The sequence below is a fragment of the Dehalococcoides mccartyi genome (assembly GCF_001889305.1).
Classification (GTDB): domain Bacteria; phylum Chloroflexota; class Dehalococcoidia; order Dehalococcoidales; family Dehalococcoidaceae; genus Dehalococcoides; species Dehalococcoides mccartyi_A.
This window is the reverse complement of record NZ_CP013074.1, coordinates 54,264-77,425: the sequence shown is the minus strand read 5'-3', so window position 1 is coordinate 77,425 and position 23,162 is coordinate 54,264. Positions and strand designations below refer to the sequence as shown.

Genomic DNA, 23,162 nt, shown 5'->3' with positions numbered 1-23,162 from the left:
TTTCAATAGGGTTATTTCAAATCGCAGCAGGATAGTTACATTGCTGGCTTTGTTAAGCTTGGGGCTTGCCGCTTTGTATGGTTTTACCCACCAGGATTTAGGCTACAAGGAATACATTCCTCAGGTTGTGTCTGCAGATTCCGAATATACCGAATTGATGGCTACCAGTCAGGGTGTGCTTTACGGCATACTGGACGATGAAGGCCAGATGGAAAGCTACGTTACTATTTCACAGGGACAGGGTTACGGCGGCCCTCTGCTGGTTGCCCTTGACTGGAGTCTTGACGGTATTATCCAGCAGATATCAGTTCCCGTTCAGCACGAGGACCTTCCCTGGTGGCGGGTTCTTGAAGCCAGACATTTTTTTGAACAATATATAGGCCGCGGTTACGAAGAACCTATCCAGATACACGAAGATATAGATGCTGTTTCAGGGTCTACTGTTTCTTCAAACGGGGTAGCCATGGCTGTCAAGGCCGGGCGGCTTCTGATAGTAAAAGAGCTGGGTTCGGACTATAAAGACCCCCTGCCCGGTATAAAATTCGGTTTACCGGAGTTGCTGGTATGTTTGGGGCTGGTCTTTGTTTTCTGGGTGCGCACTTTCAGGCCGTTTAAAAACCCCAAATATGCCCGTTATCTGGCTCTTGCCTACAGCTTCTTTATAGTGGGTATCTGGCTTTCAGTACCCCTTAGCCTGAACAATATCTCCAGTTTTCTGGTAGGTTATGCCCCCAGCCTTGAGCAGTTCATAATCTTTTATATTGTAGTTTGGGGGATACTGGGGCTGGCTATTCTCTTCGGCAAAAATTACTACTGTTACTGGATGTGCCCTTTCTCTGCTGTTCAGGAAGGTCTTCATTTTATCGGAGAAGGTGTCTCACCTTCCGCCAATGCCCAGAAACGTTTTAAGTGGGTTCGCTACTCGCTGCTTTGGTTGGCATTGATGCTGGTGTTTATATTCAGAGCGCCAAATATATCAGGTTTTGAGCCGTGGAATTTACTTTTCAGCCTGAAAGGGGATTTCCAGGAATGGATACTCATGATAGCCACATTGGTAGGTGCTCTGCTGTTCTACAATTTCTGGTGCAATTATCTTTGCCCTGTAGGGGCTTCACTGGATATAATAATCAAGGTGCGTAAATGGGTGGGGAATAAATGGAAAAGCCTGTTAAAGAAAAAAGCAAGGCGATAGATATATTTCTGACTGTCATGGTGTCATTCTGTGCGCTGTTCAGTCTGGTAGTCATATTTGTAAAAGCGTCAGGGCTGATAGACTGAATTTTCAGGTTTAAACGGGAGTCTCTGGTACCCGCCTGAGCTTGCCAACAAAATATATGCGTGATAAACTTACTATTTAGTTGTACTATTATCAGTGAATTATTTATCTGATAATAGTCGTTAATAAACATTCATTTCTGGGGTACATGGACGAGTAGCAAGGTGTCTCAGAAAGTGAGGCGGTCATTAAATGCAGAGCAGTTTCTGGAAACTACACGGTAAAAAAGCGCTTATAATATTTGCCATTATCTCTGTAGTTATAGCCGGAGTGATAGGCAAGGTTTCTGCTTCGCCTGATGTTGAGCAGTATCTATCAAAAGTTATCCCTGAAGCCTCCAGCTTTAAAAAACTGGCTGACCGTGCATCAGATGATCTTTATCTCTTTGCCGCCCTTGATTCTGCCGGCAATCAGATTGCTTATGTTACTTCCGGCAAGGGTTTGGGTTATGCTGGCCCTATGACGGTTGTAGTTGCCTGGAGCAACGAAGGCGTTATTTTGGCAATGGATGTACCCCAAACCAACGATACCCCTGCCTGGTACAACAGACTTGCCGCCAATGATTATTTTTCCCAGTTTATCGGACGTTCTTATCAGGATCCTTTACAGCTTAATGAAGATATAAACGCGGTTTCCGGGGCTACCCGTTCCTCAACCGGTGTTGATACTGGTGTCCGCGAAGGCCGTCTGATACTCTCCGAACAGCTTGGCAACCCCTACCCCGTCCCCCCTGAACCTATTAATTTCGGGCTGGCCGAGGTATTCTTTATTGCCGGCATTGTGTCCGTATTTGCCCTGCGGATGGTGCCTGCTTTACGCAAGGTACATGTACTGCGTTATATGAGTTTGCTGATAGGGCTGGCAGTATTCGGTATCTGGCTGTCTGTGCCGTTAAGCCTGGTGAATTTTATCGTCTTCCCCACCGGCTTTGCTCCCAGCTGGCAGAGCAATATGCTTCTCTATCTTATGGTGTTCGGTATTATCGGGGCTGCGCTCGTTTTCGGTAAAAACCTGTGGTGTTTCTGGATGTGCCCATTCTCTGCCATCCAGGAAGGCCTTAACTTTATCGGCGGCGGCCGTACCCGTCCCATTACCCGCACTCAGCTTGCCATGCGTAACACCCGCTATGTCATTCTCTGGCTGATAGTAGTGTTGGTTTTAGTTTTCCAGTCCCCTCAAATGGCAGTATTTGAGCCATGGAATACCATCTTTAGTCTGAAGGGTGCGCTGGACCAGTGGCTTCTGGTTATAGCTACTCTGGGCGTGTCTCTCTTCATACATGACTTTTGGTGTCATTATCTCTGCCCTGTAGGCGCTACCATGGATATAATACTTAAAATACGGAAAAGCACTATTGGGCTGGTTAAGAATTTTTCCAGCAAATAGCTAAAAATAAAAAGCATAAGTTTTTACAGCACCGGACATGATTTTTTGGATGTTTAGTGCCGTGGAGGATAATAACGTGAAGAATAAATTAACCAGAAGAGATTTTATCAGGATTTCGGCCGTGGGAGCTGGGGTTTTGGCTGCCGGAGGTTTGGGTGTTAAAGAGCTGATAACCTCTGCGGCTGAATGTCAGTATTCTGAGACCAAAGCTCTTTTGGGTACATATATCACAATTACTCTGATAGACAGTAGCCAGGACAATGCCAAAGCCAAGGTTAACGATACTTTTGCTGAAATTGAACGGTTGTCTTCTGTATTTAACCGCTTTGATGTTACCTCAGAACTTTACCGCCTGAACAAAAGCGGTCAGGCTATAGGCGCTTCAAGCGAATTTGTCTCGGTCCTTTCCAGTGCCCAGTATTGTGCCGAACTTAGCGGCGGGGCATTTGATCCCACAGTACTGCCTGCGTTGGACCTTTGTCAGGACAGCTTCGCTAAAACCAAGCTGCCTCCCTCTTCTTCTCAGCTTGATGAAGTAAAATACCTGGTTGATTACCGTGAAATGTCTATCAAGGGCAAAGATATAGTCTTGGGCAGGAACGGTATGGCTATTACTCTTGATGGTATTGCCAAGGGTTACATTGTAGATATGGCAACCTCCTATCTGCGCGGACGCGGCGTCAGCCAGATAATAGTTGAAGCCGGCGGAGATTTGGCTCTTCAGGGCATGCGCGAAGACGGCCAGCCTTGGAAAGTGGGTATCACCCACCCCAGAGCGTATACCGGTTACTATGATGTTATCCAGTCTTCAAATGCCTGCATGGCCACTTCCGGTGATTATGAAAATGCATTCACTCCGGATTACAAGTATAACCACATCATTGATCCCCGCACTGGTTTTTCACCGCAGCAATTGTGCAGTGCCACGGTCATTGCCCGTGATACCCTGCTGGCGGATGCTTTAGCTACTGCTGCTATGGTAATGGGGGTAGACGAGACCCTTAAACTGCTGGAAAGTTTGGACGGGGCAGAAGCTCTGCTGATAGATAAAGACCTGAAGAGCTATACAACCAGCGGTTACCGTGTCCTTAGCGAACATCTCGGTACCTGATTCATTGATAAAGGTATTATTAAAATGAGGACAATTGACCAAAAGTCAGGGAGACCTCATTTTTTATAGCATTTGTTTAATCCCAGAATTGCCTTTTTCTTGACAAAAATTTATTATTCATATAGCATAAACGTGTTTCCTAATCTTATTAATAAAAATAATACTACTATTAGTGGTTAGTTTTTGGAGGCTAATGCAATGAAGTTGTCAGCCCGTGGCAGGCATTCCATGGAAGCCATGTTTGACCTGGCGGTTCATTACGGTGAAGGCCCTATTTTGATTCGTGATGTCGCCCAGCGGAGAAAAATATCCGAACAGTATCTGGCCCAGCTTTTTATTCCCTTGAGGATAGCTGGATTGGTTAGAAGTGTCCGCGGGGCAAATGGCGGTTTTGTACTGGCCAGAGATCCCAAAGAAATAAGACTGAGTGATATAGTAAAAGCTACCGAAGGCTCTACCTCCCCTTCAGAGTGTGTGGATGACCCCAGAGTTTGCTGGCGCGGTGAAGGTTGTATTACCCGCAATGTTTGGCTGAAGATTAAAAAAGCCACAGATGAAATTCTGGATTCTATCAATTTGGAGAATTTGGTACAGCAGTGGAAAGAAAGCGGTTCACCTGAAGTTCCTCTGGAGCTGAGCATTTAAAAATCCCCTGCAGCTAGTATTTCAGGTATCCCTTTTAATTAAAACAGTGTCCTATTTCCGGTAAGGATATTTCTAAAATAACCTGCCGGAAATTTGGTTTTCAGGGTATTAAAATGTGGCTGTTTTTCATGTCTTTCGGGCAGAATTGGTCTCGGGAGATATTTCAGGTATAATTTACCGATATCTGTATCCCCTGTAACCAGTATCATAAAGGAGCAAATGAATATGCCTGAAATGCCTGAAATAGGTAAAATATCGCCGGACATCTTCAGGGAACTTATATATCCCAGGCTTGGGGCGGCTTCACAGGATGTGCTTATAGGTCCCAGGAGCGGGGTTGATTCCGCTGTAGTCAATATGGGAGGCAAGGCTGTTTCCCTGACCACAGACCCGGTCTTTATCGTGCCCGAATACGGCTGGGAGAGAGCGGCTTGGTTTGCCATACATATCCTCCTTTCAGATTCGGTTACCTCAGGTTTAAAACCCAAATACCTTACCATAGACCTTAATTTGCCTATGGGTATTACCAAAGACCAGCTGAGTCTGGTCTGGCAGGTCATCCATGACCAATGTGCCCAAAATGGTGTATCTATAGTAACCGGGCATACCGCCCGATATGAAAACTGCAATTACCCTTTCGTTGGCGGGGCAACTGTAATCGGCGAAGGTGAACTAAACCAGTATGTTGGCCCCGAATTTGTAAAACCCGGAGACAAAATAATTATTACCAAAGGGCCGGCTATAGAAGCTTGCGGTATTTTTGCGGCCATGTTCCCCGGTTATCTGTCCAAAAAATTCGGGGCTGATTTCAGCCTGAAATCTCAGGGTATTTTTTATAAAATGAGCGTGGTGGAAGATGCTCTGGCAGCTGTCTCCGTGGGTGTCCGGGATAACGGGGTAACTGCCATGCATGATGCCACAGAGTGCGGTATCTGGGGGGGGTTGTATGAAATAGCCGAAGCCGCCGGCCTGGGTGTTACCATAGAAAAAGACAAGATTGTGGTTGAAGACGGGGTGAAGGAAATCTGCACCCTGTTTGGAATAGACCCGTATGCTTCCATAAGCGAAGGCACTCTGCTGCTTACCTGCCGTGCCCACCGGGCGGAAGAAATCCTTTCAGCTATGTCTGCCAAGGGTATCAAAGCCTCGGTAGCCGGTGAAATAACACCCTCAGGCAGCGGTATGAAACTGGTTGAAAACGGGCAGGTAAAGCCTCTTATTCATCCGCAGGTTGACCCGTTCTGGAAGGCCTTTTATAATGCTCTGGAAAAGTATAATGAACTGGAAGGCAAAAAATGATGCAGGACAAAGTTACCCCGCCCTCCTATTACAAGACAGATTACTGGAAACGTTATTCTAAAGTTTACGACTTTTTAACACGTGTACTTTTTATACCCTTCGGCGGCGAAGAACGCTTTCGCCGCAAGTTTGTAGATGAGGCCAATATTCAACCCGGTGACAATATCATAGACATGTGCTGCGGCACAGGTGCAACTACCCGTCTGGTAGCCGGAAAATTAAAAGACGGTCAGGTAACAGGTGTTGATCTATCCCCGGATATGATGGCCAGAGCCAAAGAAAAAGTAACGGGCATGCCTGTGGTTTTCCGTCAAGCCTCAGGTGACAATCTGCCATTCCTTGAGGGTACTTTCGATAAGGCTTTCGTATCTTACGGTTTGCATGAAATGCCCACCCCTATCCGCCGTGAAGCAATTAAACAGATTTATAAAGTGCTCAAACCGGGGGGTGTTTTCAACGTGCTGGACTATAATCTTCCCCAGGGTATCGGTGGGTTGGGTATCAGGGTATTTATCCGTGTATTTGAGGGCTTGCCGGCCTACCAGATGATGCAGCCGGGGGTCTTAAGCGGTGAACTAAAGGATGGCGGGTTTGAAATCCTTAACCGCCGCCAGCGTCTTTTAGGCATGTTCCAGATTATTCAGGCGCGTAAACCGCTTTAGCCTGAAATTGTACTGCTTCAGATAAACCAGCCCGGCTGCAAACCATAGAGTTTAGCCGGGTTTGCCATATAATATAGGTTTTTATATCCTTCGGGTGGTAAAATTAGGCCGTAAGGGGCAGATATATGTACAGAGAGCTTATTTCGCACAAGATAGCGGAGCTGAAAAAAGAGCGTAAGGCCGTTATACTGGCCCACAACTACCAGCTTGGAGAAATCCAGGATGCGGCGGACTTTGTGGGTGACTCGCTGGAACTGGCCCGTAAGGCGGCCAATATTGATGCCGAGGTGGTAGTTTTCTGCGGGGTTCACTTTATGGCTGAAACAGCTGCTATCCTCAGCCCCGAAAAGACAGTCCTTGCACCTGAGCCAAAGGCCGGCTGCCCCATGGCGGATATGATAAGCGGGGCAGAACTCAGGGAATTTAAAACCCGTTATCCAGGTCTGCCGGTGGTTTGTTATGTTAACTCTACTGCGGAGGTCAAGGCGGAGTCTGATATCTGCTGTACCTCTGCTAACGCCGTAAAAGTGGTGGAAAGCCTGAAATCAGATACGGTTTTGTTTGTGCCTGACCAGTATCTGGGGGCTTTTGTCAAAGAACGCACCAGCAAAAAGATAATAAGCTGGCCGGGTTATTGCCCCTGCCATGCCCGTATAAAGCCCGAAGATATTCTAAACTTAAGAAAACACTACCCAAAAGCTAAAGTAATAGTCCATCCTGAAAGCCGGCCTGAGGTAACTGCTTTAGCGGACCAGGTTTTATCTACCGGGCAGATGGTATCTTATGCTGCCCGGGCAGACGTCAAAGAGCTTATTGTAGGCACAGAAATAGGTATGCTCTACCGCCTGCGTAAAGAAAATCCGGACAAGCTCTTTATACCGGTATCTGAACAGGCTGTGTGCGCTAATATGAAAATGACCACCCTGCCCAAGCTGCTTGCCAGTCTGGAAAATATGCAGGCAGTGGTAAGTGTGCCGGAGGAAATCCGGCGTAAGGCAGTGGGTGCGGTAGAACGAATGCTGAAGGTGACTTAAAAGGGTGAAGGCAAATTCATTCCTGGTAGTCTTCATAACCGCCAAAGATGCAGAGGAAGCCGCCCTTATCTCAAAGGTGCTGCTTACCCAGCGCAAAGCGGCCTGCGTCAGCATTGTTCCGCGGGTAAACTCGCAGTATTGGTGGCAAGGGAAAATAGAGGAATCAGCCGAAAGCCTGCTTATTGTTAAAACCCGCCAGTCCATGCTGGATTCCCTTATAGAGGTAGTACATGAGGTTCACAGCTATGAAAACCCCGAAATATTGGCATTGCCGGTAGCCGGGGGTAGCCCGGAATATCTGGACTGGCTGGATAAAGAACTTTCTGCCCCGCCGGATATTCCGGAATAGCCAATGGGTGCTATAATGTGTGCTTAAATGATAAAAGATATTAGAAACGTTTTCAGCAAAGACCCGGCTGCCAGAAGTGTGGCAGAGGTTCTTTTTTGTTATCCCGGTTTGCATGCCCTCTGGTTTCACCGGGTGGCAAACTGGCTTTGGCGGCACAAGCTCCATTTCTGGGCGCGCTGGCTTTCTCATTGCGGACGGTTCTGCACCGGCATTGAGATTCATCCGGGGGCAAAAATAGGCCAGCGTTTTTTCATTGACCACGGGATGGGTGTAGTTATTGGTGAAACCTCTGAAATTGGTGATGACGTGCTTATGTACCAGGGCGTGGTCTTAGGCGGCACCAGTTTATCCAAAGGTAAACGTCACCCTACTATCTGCAGTAATGCGGTTATCGGCACAGGTGCGGTAGTCCTGGGCGGCATTACCGTGGGTGAAGGGGCAAAAATCGGGGCAGGTTCGGTAGTGACCAAGGACGTTCCGGCCGGGGCAACTGTAGTGGGTATACCGGGGCGGGTAGTTGAAGAATCACGCCGTATGGTTCTTGATTTGGAACACGGCAAGCTGCCGGATCCGGTAGCGGATGCCTTAAAAGTGGTGCTGGCCGAACAGCAAAAGCTGATGGACAGGCTTGCCCAGCTTGAAAAAAACAGCGGGCTGAAAGTGCCTCAGGATGAGCTTCGCGGGCAGATACGTGAGATTATGAAAGAGTTTAACCTCTGACTTTTTAAAAGAGATTTTGCGGATACAATAAAAAGGGGCGGTTTTACGCCCCTTTAATATTTCGGTCTAACAGCTCATTTATCAGGTCTGGTGGGTTTTGCCGCAGTGCGGGCACTGTATTTCCTGCCCCTTTAAGCCGGGTGGGATACGCAGCCTGACCCCGCAGTCACAATCTACCGTCTGGTATTTATTCATATTCCAGAGGGCATTTGAGGTTTCGCGGGCGCGGCCGATTTCAGTAGCCAAAGGCCCTTCGTCCGAAGCCTCCCGTATAGTCTCGGCGTGGTCAAGCTTGATAGCGGTAGGCGGTATAACATGTCCGCCTTTTACCTGTTTAAAGGCCTCATCATAGTTGTGGTAGGAAGCTCCGTTCATAGACCGCAGAATCCGTATCCGCTCGCTTATGGGGGGATGGGTGGAAGTCAGGTCAGCGGCGGCTTTTCCCTTGGCCCTGAAGGGGTTAATTATATACATGGGGGCGGTAGCCTGGTTGGCTGAGCGCAGCTGTGCGGTAGAAGCCCCCAGCTTTTCAAGGGCGGAAGCCAGCCCCTCCGGGTAACGGGTATACTGGGCAGATGACGCATCTGCCAGATATTCGCGTTTGCGTGAAATGGCAAAATATATCAGCTGGGCAAACAAGGGTGCCAGTATAATAAGCAGCAGTGCCGCCACCATCAAGATAGCCTGAGCCCCGCCGCCGCCCCCTTCGTTTGAGGAAGAACGGCGTGACCCTCCGCCGAAAATAAACATCCGTGAGCCGTACTGGGCTAAAATAACTATAGTCCCCAAAAGGATACTGCACCATACCATCAGTGAGACATCCCGGTTTTTGATATGGGCCATTTCATGCCCTATCACACCCTGCAGCTCATCACGGTTCAGCTTCTGCAGCAGTCCGGAAGTAATGGCAACTGAAATATGGTTTTTGTCCCGTCCGGTGGCAAAGGCGTTTAAGGCGGGGTCATCAATGATATATACCTTGGGCATGGTATCCAGCCCGGAGGCAATCTTCATTTCCTCCACCACGTTGTAAAGGCGCGGATGGTCAGCCGGTTTTATCTCCTTGGCATTAGCCATGCCCAGAAGAATACTGTCGCCCTGGGTCAGGGCTACCAGATTCATAATTCCCCACAGGACAAGGGCAATTACCAGTCCCACCAGACCATTTTCGGTAAAGGCCATGCCCAGAGCGTAGCCCAGAGCTACCAAAATAAGCCCCATACCGATAACCAGCATAATGGAACGGGTTTTATTGGATTGTATCTGTTCCCACATATCGGTTTAAATCCTGTTTAAAACTTTACCTTGGGAGCCTGGCGTTCCTCTTCTACCTTGACCTCAAAAAATTCGCTGGCCTTGAAATTAGCCATGCCGGCCACAATGTTTGAGGGGAACATTTGGGTTTGGTTGTTATATTTCATAACCGAGTCATTGTAAAACTGGCGGGCAAAACTTATCTTGTTTTCAGTAGAGGTCAGTTCTTCCTGCAAAGCCAGAAAGTTCTGGTTAGCTTTCAGGTTGGGATAGTTTTCAACTACTGCCAGCAGGCGTGAGAGGGCGGAAGACAGCTCACCTTCGGCCTTGGCTCTGGCTTCCACACTGGTAGAAGTGGATAACTGCTGGGCCAGATTACGGGCATTGGTCACAGACTCAAGGGTCTGCCGTTCATGGGTCATGTAGCCTTTGACTGTTTCAATCAGGTTGGGTATTAAATCATAGCGTCTTTTTAGCTGGACATCTATCTGTGCCCAGGCGTTTTTGACTTGGTTCCGCAGGCCTACCAGTCCGTTGTATACACCGGCAAACCACAGTCCCAGTATCAGTAACAGTGCTAGAATAACTATAAGTGCAATCCACATATTTTCCTCCCTATGTTCTTTGTATACTAAAAATTATCTGATTATCTGGCTTTAAAGACTTCTTTCAAGAAATCCACTGCCGGTTGGTTGGTATCTTTACTCAAGCGGGTAATAAGCTGGTCCACCTCCCCCCCGTCAAAAAACATGCCATGTCCCGACGGACAGTCGTCTGTTATGAGAAGGGGGTCTTTTAACAGGGCAGTCTTTTTCATCTTACGGCGGCAGATGGGACAGTGGCGTTTTGCCTCATGGCTATCGGTTATTTCCTCTGTCTTTTGGACAGTACTCAGATTTACTTCATTCAGCAGCAAACCAAGTTCTCCGACATCAAACCAAACCCCGTGACAGGCTGGGCAATAGTCCAGCTCTATCTCGCGGTACTCTACTACCAGCATATCTTTAGAGCAAGCCGGGCAAATCATAGACTTCTCCTTATATAACGTGTCTCTTAGTGTATGGATAGGCATATGTTCTTGTCAATGGGCGGATAGTTGATAATCAAAGCTGGAGAAAGCAGGGTGAATGCATGCGGCTAAATAATAAATGGCGTTATTGAAGAATAAACAGGGTGACTGGCTCTTAAAAAGGCTGCGGCAGCAGTTTTTATAAAACAGGGTTCAGGCTAAGTTTGGTTTCGGCGGGCAATAAGGCAGGCTATACAACCTAGCAGCAGGATAACAGACATGCCGCCCATGCCGATAGTAGTGTTGCTTATTGGGCCAAAAAAATGCCCGCTGGCAACCAACGGCGGAATTATTTCCAAGGCGGTCAGGAAACCCAACACCAAACATATACCCCCGAGTATAGCCAGAAGCAAAGCCAGTTTGTTCATTTGAGATTGACCTCTTAAATAAAACACTATCGTGACTAATTTAAGCACAAAAAATGCCTGCTGGCAATAGATAGTATTGTATTCGGAAAAGTGATTAGCAAAAGACCTGCAAAAAGAAAAGTCCCTTGCGGAAAAACACCGTCAAAAGGGGCTTTTTAGCTTCAGAAAGTGGTACCCCTGGGGCGATTCGAACGCCCGACACGCGGTTTAGGAAACCGCTGCTCTATCCTGCTGAGCTACAGGGGCACGCAACAAAATCATATTATAGCTGAAAATTGGCAAGGCGGGCAATTGCCCGGCAAGCAGGTGTCGGTCCATTCAGGTAAAATACATGCCCGCTTCAAGAGAATAACGGGCATGTATAACTTCTACTTGTTTCTAGCTAAGCAGCTTACTGCCCTTGGGTGTCAGGTGATATTTGCTTTCTTTTTCTTCGGCCAGACCTGCTTCAGTCAGGGAGCGTACCCCGCTTCTGACCCGATACAAAGGCAGACCTGCAAAAGGAGCTATTTCTTCGGGTGTGCCGGGATGTTCCTTTATGGCTTTCAGTGTTTGTCGGCCGCTGGCGCTCAGAGTTCCGTCAGATTCAAAACAGGGCATTTTATTCTCCTAGAGATTTTTCTTGCACAAATACCAGTCTATGCATTCATACCCCTGCCCCATTCTTTCTTCAGCCATTTCTTGGGTAGAAGGCGGCGGCACTACTACTTTTTCACCGGGATGCCAGTTAGCCGGCAGAGCTACTTTGTTTTCGTCAGCAGTCTGGAGTGCGTCAATCACCCGCAAAATCTCCCGCATATTTCGTCCTACGTTCATTGGGTAGTACATGATGAGGCGTATTTTCTGGCCGGGGTCAAGTATAAATACACACCTTACAGTTTCGGTTTTACTCTGTCCGGGGTGAATCATGCCGTAAGCAAAAGACACTTCTTTGTTCAGGTCGGCAATAATGGGGAAGGGTATCTTTACTCCGGTTTTTTCTTCAATATTTCTTACCCAGGCAATATGGGATGAATTGCTGTCGACGCTTAATCCAAGCAGTTCGACCTCACGTTTTTTCAATTCTGGGTAAATCTCGGAGAAGGCAATAAATTCAGTGGTGCAGACAGGAGTAAAATCTGCAGGGTGGGAAAAGATAATGAGCCACTGGCCTTTGAAATCTTCCAGTTTCAAAACACCGTGAGTAGTCAAGGCTTCAAACGGGGGTGCTATATCCCCGATACGGGGCATGGCGTAGGTTACTTCTTCCATCTTGTCCTCCTGTTTTAGTTCACCTGAATATCTGCCTTAGACTATTGCAGATTAAAGGGTGTTTACTAAACACCCTCTTTATAGTGTAGCACCGGTATCATCTGCCTGACAGAGGGGTGTTTAAGTCATACTCAAAGTGACTTGAACTTTTATACTTATTATCAGGTAAAACGGCGTCAAAATTACGTAGTTGCACGTATTTAACCCAGCTACGGCTCTGCTAGACTTAATCCACTGCATTTCCCTGCGGAGGCTGCTAAAGTTACTTGGTACAGGTATTAGCCTTCCAGTTTTTGCCGCATTTCTTATGAAATGCCTCGGGGAAGATATAAAAGTGGTGTTTAAAAGTATAACGGGTGGGTTAAAACCAGACGGGGCAGCACTTGGTTGACAGGTATAGGTTATGTTATAGACGGAGCTGGTAAAAACTGGGCAGGAGGCAAATATGAGGGTGCTTGTAGTAGGCGGAACCGGCTTTCTGGGGTATCATGCAGTACTGGAATTGGTACGCCGGGGGCATCAGGTATCTGTAGTGGCTTTGCCGCCCATGCCTTCAGACCATATATTTTCCCCATCGGTTGAGGTGTTTTTTTCAAATATCCGCAATCTTAATCACGGCATGCTACTGGCTATGCTTAAAGGTCAGGATGCGGTGGTCTATGCCGCCGGTGCTGATGACCGGATAGTTCCCAAATCGCCTGCATATCTTTTTTTCCACAAGGCTAATGTTGAAGACTGCCTCCATTTTTTCTCTGCTGCCAAAGAAGCCGGGGTAAAAAGGGGTGTGTTTTTAGGCTCGTATTTCTGCCACTTTGCCAAACTCTGGCCGGATTTGCGCCTTGGTGAATACCACCCGTATATTGAAAGCCGCCTTGAACAGGAAGAAGCTATTTTTAAGTTGGGCGGAAATGAAATGGCTATCTGCGGCTTGCGTCTGCCTTATATATTCGGGAGGATGCCCGGCCGGATTCCCCTTTGGAGACCCTTAATAAAATACCTTAATTCCGGCTGGTGGCTTTTTTATCCCCGCGGCGGTACAAACTGTGTTTCGGCGGCAAGGGTGGGAGAAGCTATAGCTGGAGCGGTGGAAAAAGGGCAGGCGGGGCACAGCTATCTGGTGGGTGACGAAAACCTAAGCTGGGATGCATTGCTTTCCAAGTTAGGCGTAATCTTGGGTAAACCCAAAAAGGTTATTCATTTGCCGGGTTTTATTCTGCGTCTGGCTGCTTTTGGTATCAAAAGCCTGCATCGTTTGCAGGGGCGGGAATCAGGGCTTGATCCTGTCCGTTATATAACTTTGCAGACACGCAATACCTTCTTTGACCCTGCTCTTTCGCGAAAAGCCTTGGGATATGGACAAGGCGGATTGGATACCGCTCTGAAAGAAACGGTAGATGCCTGTCTGGAAATCCCGCCGGAAGAAACCCCGCAATGAAAGTATTAGTAAGCGGGGCTTCCGGCCGCATAGGCAACGTACTGGTCAGGGAGCTGATAAAATCAGGCTACGGGGTAAAGGCTTTAATCAAACCGGGAGATGCCGCACAGGCTATCAGAGGGCTGGATATTGAGCGGGTGGAGGGTGATGTAACTGTTTATTCCTCTGTTCTGGACGGACTGAAAGGGTGTCAGGCAGCTTTTCATCTGGCAGGTATAGTTTCCATAGTGCCGGGGCAGGAAAAAGAGCTTTACCATACCAATGTAAACGGGGCAGCCAATATGGCGGATGCCTGTCTGGAGTGCGGGGTAACCCGCTTGCTTTACACCTCCTCAATCCATGCCTTGTCTGAACCTCCGCCGGGTGCGGCCTTTACCGAAGAGCAGGGTTATCATCCGTCTCATTTCCCGCCGGGATATAATCGCAGTATGGCTCAGGGGGCGCTAGAGGTGCTTAAGAGGCTATCTGACGGGCTCTCAGGTGTTATAGTTTGTCCCAGCGGGGTTATAGGCCCGTATGACTACACTCCATCTGAAATGGGCAGAGTTTTGCTGGATTACGCTGGCGGAAAACTGAAAGCCTATGTAGACGGCGGTTACGATTTTGTCGATGTACGGGACGTGGCTGCCGGTATGATAGCCGCCTTTGAGAAGGGGCAGAACGGGCAGAGCTATATACTTTCTGGACAGTATGTCAGCATCAAGGGCTTGTTTGAGATACTGGGCAGGCTTAGCGGGGTTAGCCCTCCCCGTTTCAAAGTTCCTTATACCCTTGCCAAGCTGGGGGCTTATATAAGTTATCCGTATTATCGTCTAACCCGCCGTTCTCCTCTTTTTACCTCTTACTCACTGGAGGTACTGCAGAGTAATGCCAATATCAGTTCGGCTAAAGCCCGCACAGTGCTTGGGTTTTCCCCCCGTCTGGCGGAGGAATCTCTGGCAGACGCCTATTTGTGGTTTAAATCTATGGGCTATTTAGGTGATTGAAGTTGGTATACAAGTTTTATAAATTTATATACTTAATGGCTTGTGTTTAATCTTATATTTTGTATACTATTAATAAAAATAATAAAAACCGGTGAAATATGGACGGATTTGAAAAACGCAAGACCCAGAGCAAAGAAGCTATCCTGAAGGTTGCCCTTGAATTATTTGAGCAGCACGGCTTTAGCCGGGTTTGCATACCGGAAATAGCCCGGCAGGCGGGTGTTTCACCCGTGACGGTCTATAACCATTTCGGAAACAAGGAAGAACTGATAAAGGAAATATTTAAAGTCTTTCTGGACAATCTCCTAGACAGTTACCGTAGGATAATAGAGGCAAAGATGCCGTTTGAGGAAAAGCTGGAGACTTTGTTTTTCAGTCAGGAGGCCTTTACCCAGCAGTATCAGGGTGAACTTATGGAGACTTCGGCTAAACGTTATCCGGTAGTGCAGGAGTATATTGATGATTACTGGGGAGAGCAGCGGGACAATCTTATCGGCAAGCTCTTGGCCGAAGGTAAAGCCGGCGGGTATATCAGGCCGGACCTCAGCCTGCAGGGTTTTTTCTTTTATTACCAGATAGTCAGACGGGGTGTGTATGCCATACCTAATATCGCTGAAAGAATGCTGAACAAACCCCATCTTATGCCGGAGGTTATCTCGGTGGCTATCCACGGCTTGCGCGGTTAGCAGAGTTTTGGAGTATAATCTGGCTGTAGATATAGAAATTCGGAGTGGAAAGAAACCCCTATGCTGATTGAATTTACGTTGGATAGTCTGGTTATGTTGGCTATTGTGGCGGCTGTGGCTCTGGCGTTATTCCTGCTGGTGAATAAGTTATTTTCTAAATTTATCCGTAAAGATGAAGAAAAAAAGTTAAGCCTGCTTAGAAATGAGCTTAAATCAATCCGCTGGCCGGTTTTGCTGATTATCTGGTGTATTGCTTTATATATTATAGCTGAAAACCTGACTATTGAAGTCGAACTTGGCAAACAGATTTCCAAAGCTTTGGAATTACTGATGGTGGCCTTGACCCTGTGGATTGGGGCAGGACTTATAGAGGGGTTGCTTAGCTGGCTTAAGACCGAAATACCCGGCAAGGCCAAGTCAAAGGTAAACGACCATATTATAGACAGCCTTCGTTTCATCGTGCCATTTTTGGCACTCCTGATGCTGGTTGTTGCTGGTATAAACGTATACGGAGTGGCTGCAGACGGGTTGACTGTTTGGCTGGGTACTCACGGAGTTAAGCTGTTACTTATCATAGGTCTTATTATTGCCGGTGTGTATGCCGTCAGCCGTGGTGTGCCGGCGCTTATCCGCGGGATAATGTTTGGAGGGATTGCCAAACCTAAAGAAGAGGCTAAAAAGCGGGCTGATACCCTTATCGGGGTGGCTGTTTCCACTGCCGAAGTTGTAGTGGTGGCCATGGGGGCTTTTGTAGCCCTGTCCGAGGTGGGGCTGGATATCGGGCCGATACTGGCCGGGGTTGGCGTTCTGGGTGTAGCTATCGGTTTCGGTGCCCAGAGTTTGGTAAAAGACTACCTTTCAGGTTTGTTCATAATACTGGAAAACCAGTATTCAGTGGGAGATGTCATAAAGGTAATGGATGTGGTGGGTGAGGTGGAATTTATAGATTTACGCCGTACTATCGTGCGTGACCTGGATGGGGTAGTTCACGTGGTTTCCAACGGCGAAATACGGATAACCAGCAACTACACCAAATACCTTTCGCGTGTTAATTTCGATATCAGTATCGGCTATCAGGAAGATATAAACCACGCTATAGATGTTATAAACAAGGTATGTGCCGAATTCACCAGTGAGCCCGAATGGAGTAAATCCGTAGTTAAAAATTCACTCGGGGTACTCCGTGTAAATAAACTGGGTGATTCCGGGGTAGATATAAAAGTTTTGGGTGATGTCAAACCTGGTACTCAGTGGGCAATCAAAGGCGAGCTCCGCAAGCGGATAAAACTTGCTTTTGACCGTGAGCATATTGAAATACCCTGGCCGCATACCAAGGTATTTTTCGGCAATGCTTTGCCGTCTACCAAAGTTCAAATTCCCAAGGTGCCGAATGAAGAACACCCGGATATTGATACCGAATCAGAGTAGTTACAGTTTTATTTGGTAAATAAAAATCAGGCAGTCTTCAAAAGACTGCCTGATTTGCGTTTTGCCCGAAGGAATTATCGGGGTTTATTCAGATTACTCAGGTGGATGACCTTTTTTTCAGGTGTTTTGTATTTAGTACCGCTTCTGTTTGGTCTGGCATCACCGGGGAAACGGGTGGTTACCGAACTGCTGTAGCTGCGTTTACACCCGGTTGTCTTGCATTCCGGACAGGTCTGGGGGGTATCCCTGTCATCTACCTTCAGGTTTATTTCAAGAACATGGTTGCACTTGGGGCAACTAAACTCATATATTGCCATGCTTATATCTCTCCAGAACGTTTGTATAGAGTATTTTAGAAAAATAGAACATGGTTGTAAAGTGCTGCCTCCCCTATCAGGGTTGTGCGGGAAATATCTCATGCAGGCAGTATATATGACGGGCAGATGAAATAATCAACGGTCATTACGGCTTTCTTCGGTTGGTGTATCATCCAGCTTTTCGGGGTGGAAAAGTGCCATATGAAGAACACAGGCAGCTGTAGCTCTGTTAGTAGCCAGCGGAATATTATGAGCATCACATACCCGCATCAGAGCAGTAACATCCGGTTCATGGCTTTTACGTTTCAGCGGGTCTCGCAGGAAGACTACGGCTTTGATTATACCGCTGGCTACAAATCCCCCCAGTTGCAGTTCACCCCCATCAGGGCCGCTTTCCTTGAGTATCACCGGCAGTCCGGTGTGTTTGCGGATAAGCTCGCCGGTGCTTTTCGTGGCAATAAGGTGATGCCCTTTCATCAAGTGGGCATATGACGTAATCAGCTGCAACATGTCTTTCTTGCAGTTATTATGGGCAATGAGACCCAGAGTAATCTTTGGTTCTTCCACTTCATATCACTCCCGAGGGTGTCTCGTCACTTACTGTAAGTGTGATTCTAGCATCACATTATTAAGCCACTGCTAAGCGGATATTAAGATTGTGTTAAATTTGAGGGGCTGTTTAAGGTATATTCCGTTATGTAAAATAGTTTAAGGCAGCCCAGCTTTGGGAGTGTTTTGACTTTGGACAGGGCAATATCTAGAATATAAATCTACTATTTACATAGAGATAGAATAGAGGAGCCTACAGGGGCTCTTTATCTTTTTACGAGGATTTGTATTTTAAAATGACAGCGGGTTTATTGCTTGGCGGCGGGGGGTTACTTCTTGCTGCTGCCCTGACGGGCATAGTGTTAAATCACGGCAGGAAAAAGGTTTGGCAGGCGGTGCTGTGGCTGATTATAACGGCTGCGGTATGCCTGATTTGCGGGTCTTTACCGGTATTTTTCGGCAGTCCGCTTGATATTCTCCTCTGGAGTATCGCACCCGGGCTGGACATAGCCTTTCATTTTGACCATCTGGCATCGTTTTTTGTCATAATAATCAGCCTTATTTCGCTTTGTGTAGCAATATACTCTCTGGGATACAACCATCACCTGTCTTCCAACGAACGTGCCAACCTGCTTTCAGCTGTTATGAGTGTTTTCATACTTTCCATGGTTGGGGTGGTGGCCTCAGCCAATACCTTTAGTCTGTTATTCTTCTGGGAGATAATGGCGCTTAGCTCCTTTTTCCTGATGATGAATGATTATCAGGGGGTATTTACCCAGCGGGCCGGCGTCTATTATTTTGTGCTTACCCAGCTAAGCACTGTTTTCCTGATGATGATGGCTGTGGTTATGTATATCCAAAACGGCAGTTTTGAACTTAGCCTTGACGGTGCGCCGTCCGGTATTCAGAGCTTTGTTTTTATACTGGCATTTCTGGCCTTTGGGATAAAGGCCGGTATCATACCCCTTCACAAGTGGTTGCCGTATGCCCATTCTGCCAGTCCTTCCAACGTCTCCGCCCTTATGTCCGGAGTAATGCTCAAAGTGGCTGTTTATGGTCTGGTACGTTTCCTTACGGATATTCTCAGCCCGGAAATATGGTGGGGGGTATCAATACTTCTGCTGGGGATGATAAGTGCCTTGCTCGGCATTATCTATGCATTTAAAGAACATGACCTTAAAATGCTGCTGGCTTTTTGCAGTATAGAAAATATCGGCATTATTATGATGGGTATTGGCCTGTATGTTATTTTTGGTTGCTACGGGCTGGATACTATGGCTATGCTGGCACTCGGTGCGGCCTTATTTCACAGCCTGAACCATGCCATTTTTAAAAGTCTGCTGTTTATGACTGCCGGGTCGGTGGTGATTGCGGTAGGTGACCGCAATATTGAAAAAATGGGCGGGCTGGTGAAACTTATGCCCTATACCACGGTTATCTTTCTGGTTGGGGCGGTTTCCATATCCGCTCTGCCTCCCTTCAATGGTTTTATGAGTGAGCTGATGCTCTTTGAGTCTTTTTTCCAGTCCTTCTCTCTGGCCGAAAGCAGTATAAAGATACTTCTTTTCAGTGTGCTGGCCATACTGGCACTTACTTCGGCTTTGGCGGCAGCCTGTTTTGTAAAGGCTTTTGGGGAGGTCTTTCTGGCTATGCCCCGCAGTCAGGAAGCGGCTTCTGCCAAGGAAGTTTCAAAAAGTATGATTATAGGGCCGGCTATACTGGCAGTTGCCTGTCTGGTGCTGGGTCTTTTTACTGTTCCTATATTCGAAATGGCAGGTTACAGTTTTGACTTACCGGATATGTCACTGGTTGGCCTGGTGCTGGTTATATTCGGGGTTTTGGTCTTCGGTATGGTCAGGCTGTTTTCCCCCCGGGAAAGCCGCCGGAGTGAGACCTGGGCTTGCGGATATATCCGCCCCACCCCCCGCTTTGAGTATACCGCCGCCGGTTTTGCCGAACCTCTTTTCCAGATATTCCGGCTGATATACCGCACCCGCCACTACAATGAACGCAGTTACGAAGATAACCAGCAGGCTATTTTCAAGCAGGGCAAGTCCGCCATTCACACATTAAAGTTTTTTGATGAGTATATTTACCTGCCAATTGCCGGTTTGTTCGGGCGTATTTCCCGTTACGTATCCCGCCTGCAGGACGTTGATTTGGGCAGCCATATCCTGTACAGCTTTATAACCGTTCTGCTGGTTATACTGGCGGCAAGGTGGCTGTGGTGAGCTTAAATCTGGTGTTATACGGTTTTATAAATACCGCTCTGGCCCTGCTGGTATCTCCCCTCTTTATCAGCCTTATTAAAAAGGTCAAGGCTTATGCCCAGGGACGGGTGGGGCCGCCCCTTTTACAGACCTATTACCAGTTGTACAAGCTTTTCAAGAAGGAAAGGGTTTATTCCTATCAGACCTCATTCATAATCCGCCTTACCCCATACCTGAGTCTGGCATTTATGATGGTGGCGTCTCTGTCTGTGCCTCTGGTCTTTATACCTGCGGCAGACCCCGGTCTGGGCAATATCATCTTGTTTTTATACCTCATGGTTATGTCCCGCTTTTTCATGGCGCTTTCGGGGCTGGATGCCGGCAGCAGTTTCGGCGGTATGGGCAGTTCACGGGAGATGACTCTTGCCGCCATTATAGAGCCGGTGATTATTATCGTATTCGGGGCGCTGGCATATGTGCTTCAGACAACCAGCCTGTTTGATATGTTCGCTCAGGTGCGGGAAAGCAGTTTCCTGTCCAATCCCAGCCTGATACTTACCGGTATTTCTCTATTTATAATCCTTATTGTAGAAACCTCCCGTATACCGGTAGACAACCCTGAAACCCATCTGGAACTGACTATGATACATGAAGCCATGACGTTGGAATACTCCGGGCCGGATTTGGCACTGATAGAGCTTTCACATGCCCTTAAGCAAACCCTGCTGATGGGGGTGCTTTTAAATATTATAGCTCCCTGGGGGCTGGCATCAGCACCTGCGGCAGGCGGGATAGCAGTAGCATTTCTGGCTTTTGTGATAAAGGGCAGTCTGCTTGCGGTGGGAGTGGGTATATTTGAATCCCTTATGGCAAAATTCCGCCTTTTCAGGGTGCCGGGGCTTTTTATGCTGGCCTTTTTCTTTTCCTTTATCACCGTACTATTCAAGTTTTTGGCGTAGAAGATGTTAGAAAATATACCTTTAAACGACATACTGAAAATACTGCTGGTGCTGGTGCTGGTTACGTCCTCACTGGTTTTATGGCAGCGCAGTCTTGTTAGCTTGTTCAAAACCTATGCCTTGCAGTCACTGCTGGTGGCATTGGTAGCTCTGGCATTTTTTATACATGACGGCCACCTGACCCTGCTTTTTATTGTCCTGCTCACTCTATTCGGCAAGGTCTTTCTGATACCCCGCATATTAAACCGGATACTTTACCAGATGAATATCAGGCGTGATCTGGAGTTCCGCTTCCTTTACCCTGTCAGTTCGCTGATAGTTAGCATTCTGCTTATCTTCGGCGTCTATCAGGTGTTTTCAAATCTTCTGGGCGAAGTAATGCCTGAGCGGCTGTTTACTCTGGGGGCGGTTATAGGGGTGTCCATGGCACTAATGGGCATGATGGTCATCTTCAGCCGCAAGAAAATGCTGACCAAGATAGTGGGCTATCTGAGTATGGAAAACGGGGCAATACTGTTTGGTTTATTCGTAGCGGAACTCCCCTTTATACTGGAAATACTGGTCCTGATAGATTTGGTGATACTGGTACTGCTTCTTACGGTGCTGGCTTTCGGCATAGATTCAACTATAGAGGATTTTCACCCCCGCTTTACGCCGCTGGGTGAATGGTTCAAGAAAAAGTAATGGAAAATCTGATACTGCTGGCTTATATTTTACCCTCGGTACTTCTGGGCGGAATTCTGTTGGGCTTGCGTTTACGCAGGAGCGGTTTGTCCCCGAAAATGCTGGCAGGATTCAGTTTGGGGCATGGCTTGTGGCATCTGGGGCTGAGCCTCTGGGTACTTTTAGCTTTACCCCTGCCCCATTATTTCATGGAAAGCCGTTACTTATTCATTGACCGGTTGGGTATATTTCAGATATTGATTGCTTCAGTGGTGTTTATACTGGCGGCACTTTATTCCCGCGGTTATGTCAGCCATCTTATTTCAAATAAAGAGCTGGATACGGAAAACCTGCCCGTTTTCTATCTGGGTTTTAACCTGATTCTTGCCGTAATTACCTTTGCCTTTTTTGCCAATAATCTGGCCTTATGCTGGCTGTTTTTAGAGCTGAGCACGCTTCTTTCCGCCCTGCTCATTGCCACCTTAAATGCTCGTGACAACCTGGTGGCCGCTTTGAAGTATATATTTATTGCCTCTACCGCCATGATATTTGCCTTCATCGGGCTTATTATTCTTTTCTCCCTTACCCGTCAGGTGAGCGGTACAGGCACTTTGAACTGGGACGAACTTGCTGGCTTAGCTCCCCTGCTTTCACCATCGGTGCTGGGTTTAAGTGCTTTGCTGATACTGACCGGGTTGTTGGCTAAGAGCGGGTTAGTCCCTTTGCATAACTGGCTGCCGGCGGCTTATGCCAAAGCCCCATCAGTGGTTACCGCCTTGATGTCTGCTACCGTGCTGAATATAGGCATAGTGGGTATTCTCCGCCTGAGTGCCCTCCTTTGCCAGAGCCAGATAGGCGAAACTTTTTCAAATGTGCTGATAGGTTTAGGTATACTCAGCATAGGGGTAGCTGCCTTTAGTATGCTTTCCCGCCGCAACTTGAAGAAACTAATTGGTTTTTCCAGCATAGAGCATATGGGTATCATGCTGCTGGCTATAGGCATAGGTACACCTCTGGCAGTATTTTGGATGCTTTTTCATACTTTGGCACATTCGCTGGTCAAGAGCGGGCTGTTTTTTTCGGCCGGGATTATCCGCCGCCAATACGGCAGTGACCGTTTTGACCGTATATTTGATATATTCCGCCTCCAGCCGGTGGCTGCCTGGGGTGTTATTATGGGCAGTGCCGCTATCACCGGCTTGCCTATGTTCCCGGTCTTTTTGTCTGAACTGAATGTCCTTATCCAGCTAAGCGGTATTTCGGTCTGGCTGGTGCTCGTGGTACTCTTTTTCCTGTTGCTGGTGGCTTCCTCATTTGCCATCTTTTTGCTTAAAGCCTTTACCCGCAGTGAACAAACTGCCGACCGCCCTGTTTTCCGAACTCCCCTGACTATGAAACTGCCGGTTTATGTTATTATGGCCGGAGTAGTGTTTTTAGGTGTTTTCCAGCCTCCCGTACTGGCTGATTTTCTAAGCCAGATAGTCAAAGGTTTAGGTTTTTAAGCT

General features: G+C 47.5%; 26 protein-coding genes and 1 tRNA gene. 18 read left to right on the top strand and 9 right to left on the bottom strand.

Features of this window, described 5'->3' with window-relative positions:
* Positions 1 to 40: 40 nt before the first annotated feature.
* From ASJ33_RS00385 to cysE, 10 genes are all read left to right on the top strand, one after another.
* Positions 41 to 1,192 carry a 4Fe-4S binding protein gene (locus tag ASJ33_RS00385; RefSeq protein ID WP_041331616.1) on the top strand — a complete coding sequence of 384 codons (1,152 nt, stop codon included), beginning with the start codon at positions 41 to 43 and terminating at the stop codon, positions 1,190 to 1,192.
* Positions 1,156 to 1,278 carry a hypothetical protein gene (locus ASJ33_RS08595; protein WP_023652923.1) on the top strand — a complete coding sequence of 41 codons (123 nt, stop codon included), beginning with the start codon at positions 1,156 to 1,158 and terminating at the stop codon, positions 1,276 to 1,278. The genes ASJ33_RS00385 and ASJ33_RS08595 overlap by 37 nt, the downstream gene beginning before the upstream one ends.
* 190 nt (positions 1,279 to 1,468) lie before the next feature.
* Positions 1,469 to 2,662, top strand: coding sequence for a 4Fe-4S binding protein (locus ASJ33_RS00380; protein WP_023652922.1), 1,194 nt, complete (start codon positions 1,469 to 1,471; stop codon positions 2,660 to 2,662).
* 76 nt (positions 2,663 to 2,738) lie between these two features.
* Positions 2,739 to 3,773, top strand: coding sequence for an FAD:protein FMN transferase (locus ASJ33_RS00375; protein ID WP_023652921.1), 1,035 nt, complete (start codon positions 2,739 to 2,741; stop codon positions 3,771 to 3,773).
* A gap of 198 nt (positions 3,774 to 3,971) precedes the next feature.
* The gene (locus tag ASJ33_RS00370; protein WP_012882707.1) at positions 3,972 to 4,418 is read left to right on the top strand and encodes an RrF2 family transcriptional regulator; all 447 of its coding nucleotides are present in this window, start codon (positions 3,972 to 3,974) and stop codon (positions 4,416 to 4,418) included.
* Between the two features lie 225 nt (positions 4,419 to 4,643).
* A complete protein-coding gene (locus tag ASJ33_RS00365; RefSeq protein WP_023652919.1) occupies positions 4,644 to 5,717 on the top strand; it encodes an AIR synthase family protein in 1,074 nt (357 codons plus the stop codon).
* Positions 5,714 to 6,379, top strand: coding sequence for a class I SAM-dependent methyltransferase (locus ASJ33_RS00360; protein WP_023652918.1), 666 nt, complete (start codon positions 5,714 to 5,716; stop codon positions 6,377 to 6,379). The genes ASJ33_RS00365 and ASJ33_RS00360 overlap by 4 nt, the downstream gene beginning before the upstream one ends.
* Positions 6,380 to 6,504: 125 nt before the next feature.
* Positions 6,505 to 7,413 (top strand): quinolinate synthase NadA, encoded by a 909-nt coding sequence (nadA, locus tag ASJ33_RS00355; protein ID WP_041331613.1) that lies wholly within the window; start codon positions 6,505 to 6,507, stop codon positions 7,411 to 7,413.
* A gap of 4 nt (positions 7,414 to 7,417) precedes the next feature.
* Complete coding sequence (cutA, locus tag ASJ33_RS00350) at positions 7,418 to 7,762, top strand: divalent-cation tolerance protein CutA (RefSeq protein WP_023652915.1); 345 nt, start codon at positions 7,418 to 7,420, stop codon at positions 7,760 to 7,762.
* 27 nt (positions 7,763 to 7,789) lie between these two features.
* A complete protein-coding gene (cysE, locus tag ASJ33_RS00345; protein WP_041331612.1) occupies positions 7,790 to 8,482 on the top strand; it encodes a serine O-acetyltransferase in 693 nt (230 codons plus the stop codon).
* 81 nt (positions 8,483 to 8,563) lie between these two features.
* Here cysE and ASJ33_RS00340 read toward each other — a convergent pair whose 3' ends face one another.
* The 7 genes from ASJ33_RS00340 to ASJ33_RS00310 all read right to left on the bottom strand — a co-directional run bounded on the left by ASJ33_RS00340 (position 8,564) and on the right by ASJ33_RS00310 (position 12,424).
* On the bottom strand, positions 8,564 to 9,757 hold the full coding sequence (locus tag ASJ33_RS00340) for a M48 family metallopeptidase (RefSeq protein ID WP_041331611.1): 1,194 nt from the start codon (positions 9,755 to 9,757) through the stop codon (positions 8,564 to 8,566).
* A gap of 17 nt (positions 9,758 to 9,774) precedes the next feature.
* Positions 9,775 to 10,341, bottom strand: coding sequence for a LemA family protein (locus ASJ33_RS00335; protein ID WP_012882700.1), 567 nt, complete (start codon positions 10,339 to 10,341; stop codon positions 9,775 to 9,777).
* A 41-nt stretch (positions 10,342 to 10,382) separates the two neighbouring features.
* Positions 10,383 to 10,763 carry a zf-TFIIB domain-containing protein gene (locus ASJ33_RS00330; protein ID WP_041331610.1) on the bottom strand — a complete coding sequence of 127 codons (381 nt, stop codon included), beginning with the start codon at positions 10,761 to 10,763 and terminating at the stop codon, positions 10,383 to 10,385.
* A 200-nt stretch (positions 10,764 to 10,963) separates the two neighbouring features.
* Positions 10,964 to 11,173, bottom strand: a complete 210-nt coding sequence (locus tag ASJ33_RS00325; protein WP_023652912.1) for a hypothetical protein — start codon at positions 11,171 to 11,173, stop codon at positions 10,964 to 10,966.
* 169 nt (positions 11,174 to 11,342) lie between these two features.
* Positions 11,343 to 11,419, bottom strand: a tRNA-Arg gene (locus ASJ33_RS00320).
* Between the two features lie 132 nt (positions 11,420 to 11,551).
* Positions 11,552 to 11,773 (bottom strand): hypothetical protein, encoded by a 222-nt coding sequence (locus ASJ33_RS00315; RefSeq protein ID WP_023652905.1) that lies wholly within the window; start codon positions 11,771 to 11,773, stop codon positions 11,552 to 11,554.
* A gap of 9 nt (positions 11,774 to 11,782) precedes the next feature.
* Positions 11,783 to 12,424 carry a peroxiredoxin gene (locus ASJ33_RS00310; protein ID WP_023652904.1) on the bottom strand — a complete coding sequence of 214 codons (642 nt, stop codon included), beginning with the start codon at positions 12,422 to 12,424 and terminating at the stop codon, positions 11,783 to 11,785.
* Positions 12,425 to 12,869: 445 nt separating this feature from the next.
* On the opposite strand from ASJ33_RS00310, the gene ASJ33_RS00305 reads away from it, so the two are divergent.
* From ASJ33_RS00305 to ASJ33_RS00290, 4 genes are all read left to right on the top strand, one after another.
* Positions 12,870 to 13,859 (top strand): NAD-dependent epimerase/dehydratase family protein, encoded by a 990-nt coding sequence (locus ASJ33_RS00305; RefSeq protein WP_023652903.1) that lies wholly within the window; start codon positions 12,870 to 12,872, stop codon positions 13,857 to 13,859.
* Positions 13,856 to 14,845, top strand: coding sequence for an SDR family oxidoreductase (locus ASJ33_RS00300; protein WP_023652902.1), 990 nt, complete (start codon positions 13,856 to 13,858; stop codon positions 14,843 to 14,845). The genes ASJ33_RS00305 and ASJ33_RS00300 overlap by 4 nt, the downstream gene beginning before the upstream one ends.
* Positions 14,846 to 15,039: 194 nt before the next feature.
* The gene (locus ASJ33_RS00295; protein WP_411814592.1) at positions 15,040 to 15,531 is read left to right on the top strand and encodes a TetR/AcrR family transcriptional regulator; all 492 of its coding nucleotides are present in this window, start codon (positions 15,040 to 15,042) and stop codon (positions 15,529 to 15,531) included.
* Positions 15,532 to 15,591: 60 nt separating this feature from the next.
* Positions 15,592 to 16,959 carry a mechanosensitive ion channel family protein gene (locus ASJ33_RS00290; protein WP_023652901.1) on the top strand — a complete coding sequence of 456 codons (1,368 nt, stop codon included), beginning with the start codon at positions 15,592 to 15,594 and terminating at the stop codon, positions 16,957 to 16,959.
* Positions 16,960 to 17,033: 74 nt separating this feature from the next.
* Here ASJ33_RS00290 and ASJ33_RS00285 read toward each other — a convergent pair whose 3' ends face one another.
* Positions 17,034 to 17,276: an FmdB family zinc ribbon protein gene (locus tag ASJ33_RS00285; RefSeq protein ID WP_023652900.1), complete on the bottom strand. Its 243-nt coding sequence runs from the start codon at positions 17,274 to 17,276 to the stop codon at positions 17,034 to 17,036.
* Between the two features lie 135 nt (positions 17,277 to 17,411).
* Entirely contained in the window at positions 17,412 to 17,843 is a 432-nt protein-coding gene (locus ASJ33_RS00280) for a methylglyoxal synthase (RefSeq protein ID WP_023652899.1), read from the bottom strand.
* Positions 17,844 to 18,121: 278 nt separating this feature from the next.
* Between ASJ33_RS00280 and ASJ33_RS00275 the strand changes: the two genes are divergently transcribed.
* From ASJ33_RS00275 to ASJ33_RS00260, 4 genes are read left to right on the top strand one after another with little or no spacing between them, the layout of a single operon-like run.
* Positions 18,122 to 20,056 (top strand): proton-conducting transporter membrane subunit, encoded by a 1,935-nt coding sequence (locus ASJ33_RS00275; protein WP_041331609.1) that lies wholly within the window; start codon positions 18,122 to 18,124, stop codon positions 20,054 to 20,056.
* Positions 20,053 to 20,994 (top strand): respiratory chain complex I subunit 1 family protein, encoded by a 942-nt coding sequence (locus ASJ33_RS00270; protein WP_023652897.1) that lies wholly within the window; start codon positions 20,053 to 20,055, stop codon positions 20,992 to 20,994. The genes ASJ33_RS00275 and ASJ33_RS00270 overlap by 4 nt, the downstream gene beginning before the upstream one ends.
* Before the next feature lie 3 nt (positions 20,995 to 20,997).
* Entirely contained in the window at positions 20,998 to 21,678 is a 681-nt protein-coding gene (locus tag ASJ33_RS00265; protein ID WP_023652896.1) for a hydrogenase-4 component E-like protein, read from the top strand.
* Entirely contained in the window at positions 21,678 to 23,159 is a 1,482-nt protein-coding gene (locus tag ASJ33_RS00260) for a proton-conducting transporter membrane subunit (protein WP_041331840.1), read from the top strand. Before ASJ33_RS00265 ends, ASJ33_RS00260 begins: the two co-directional genes overlap by 1 nt.
* Positions 23,160 to 23,162: the final 3 nt, after the last annotated feature.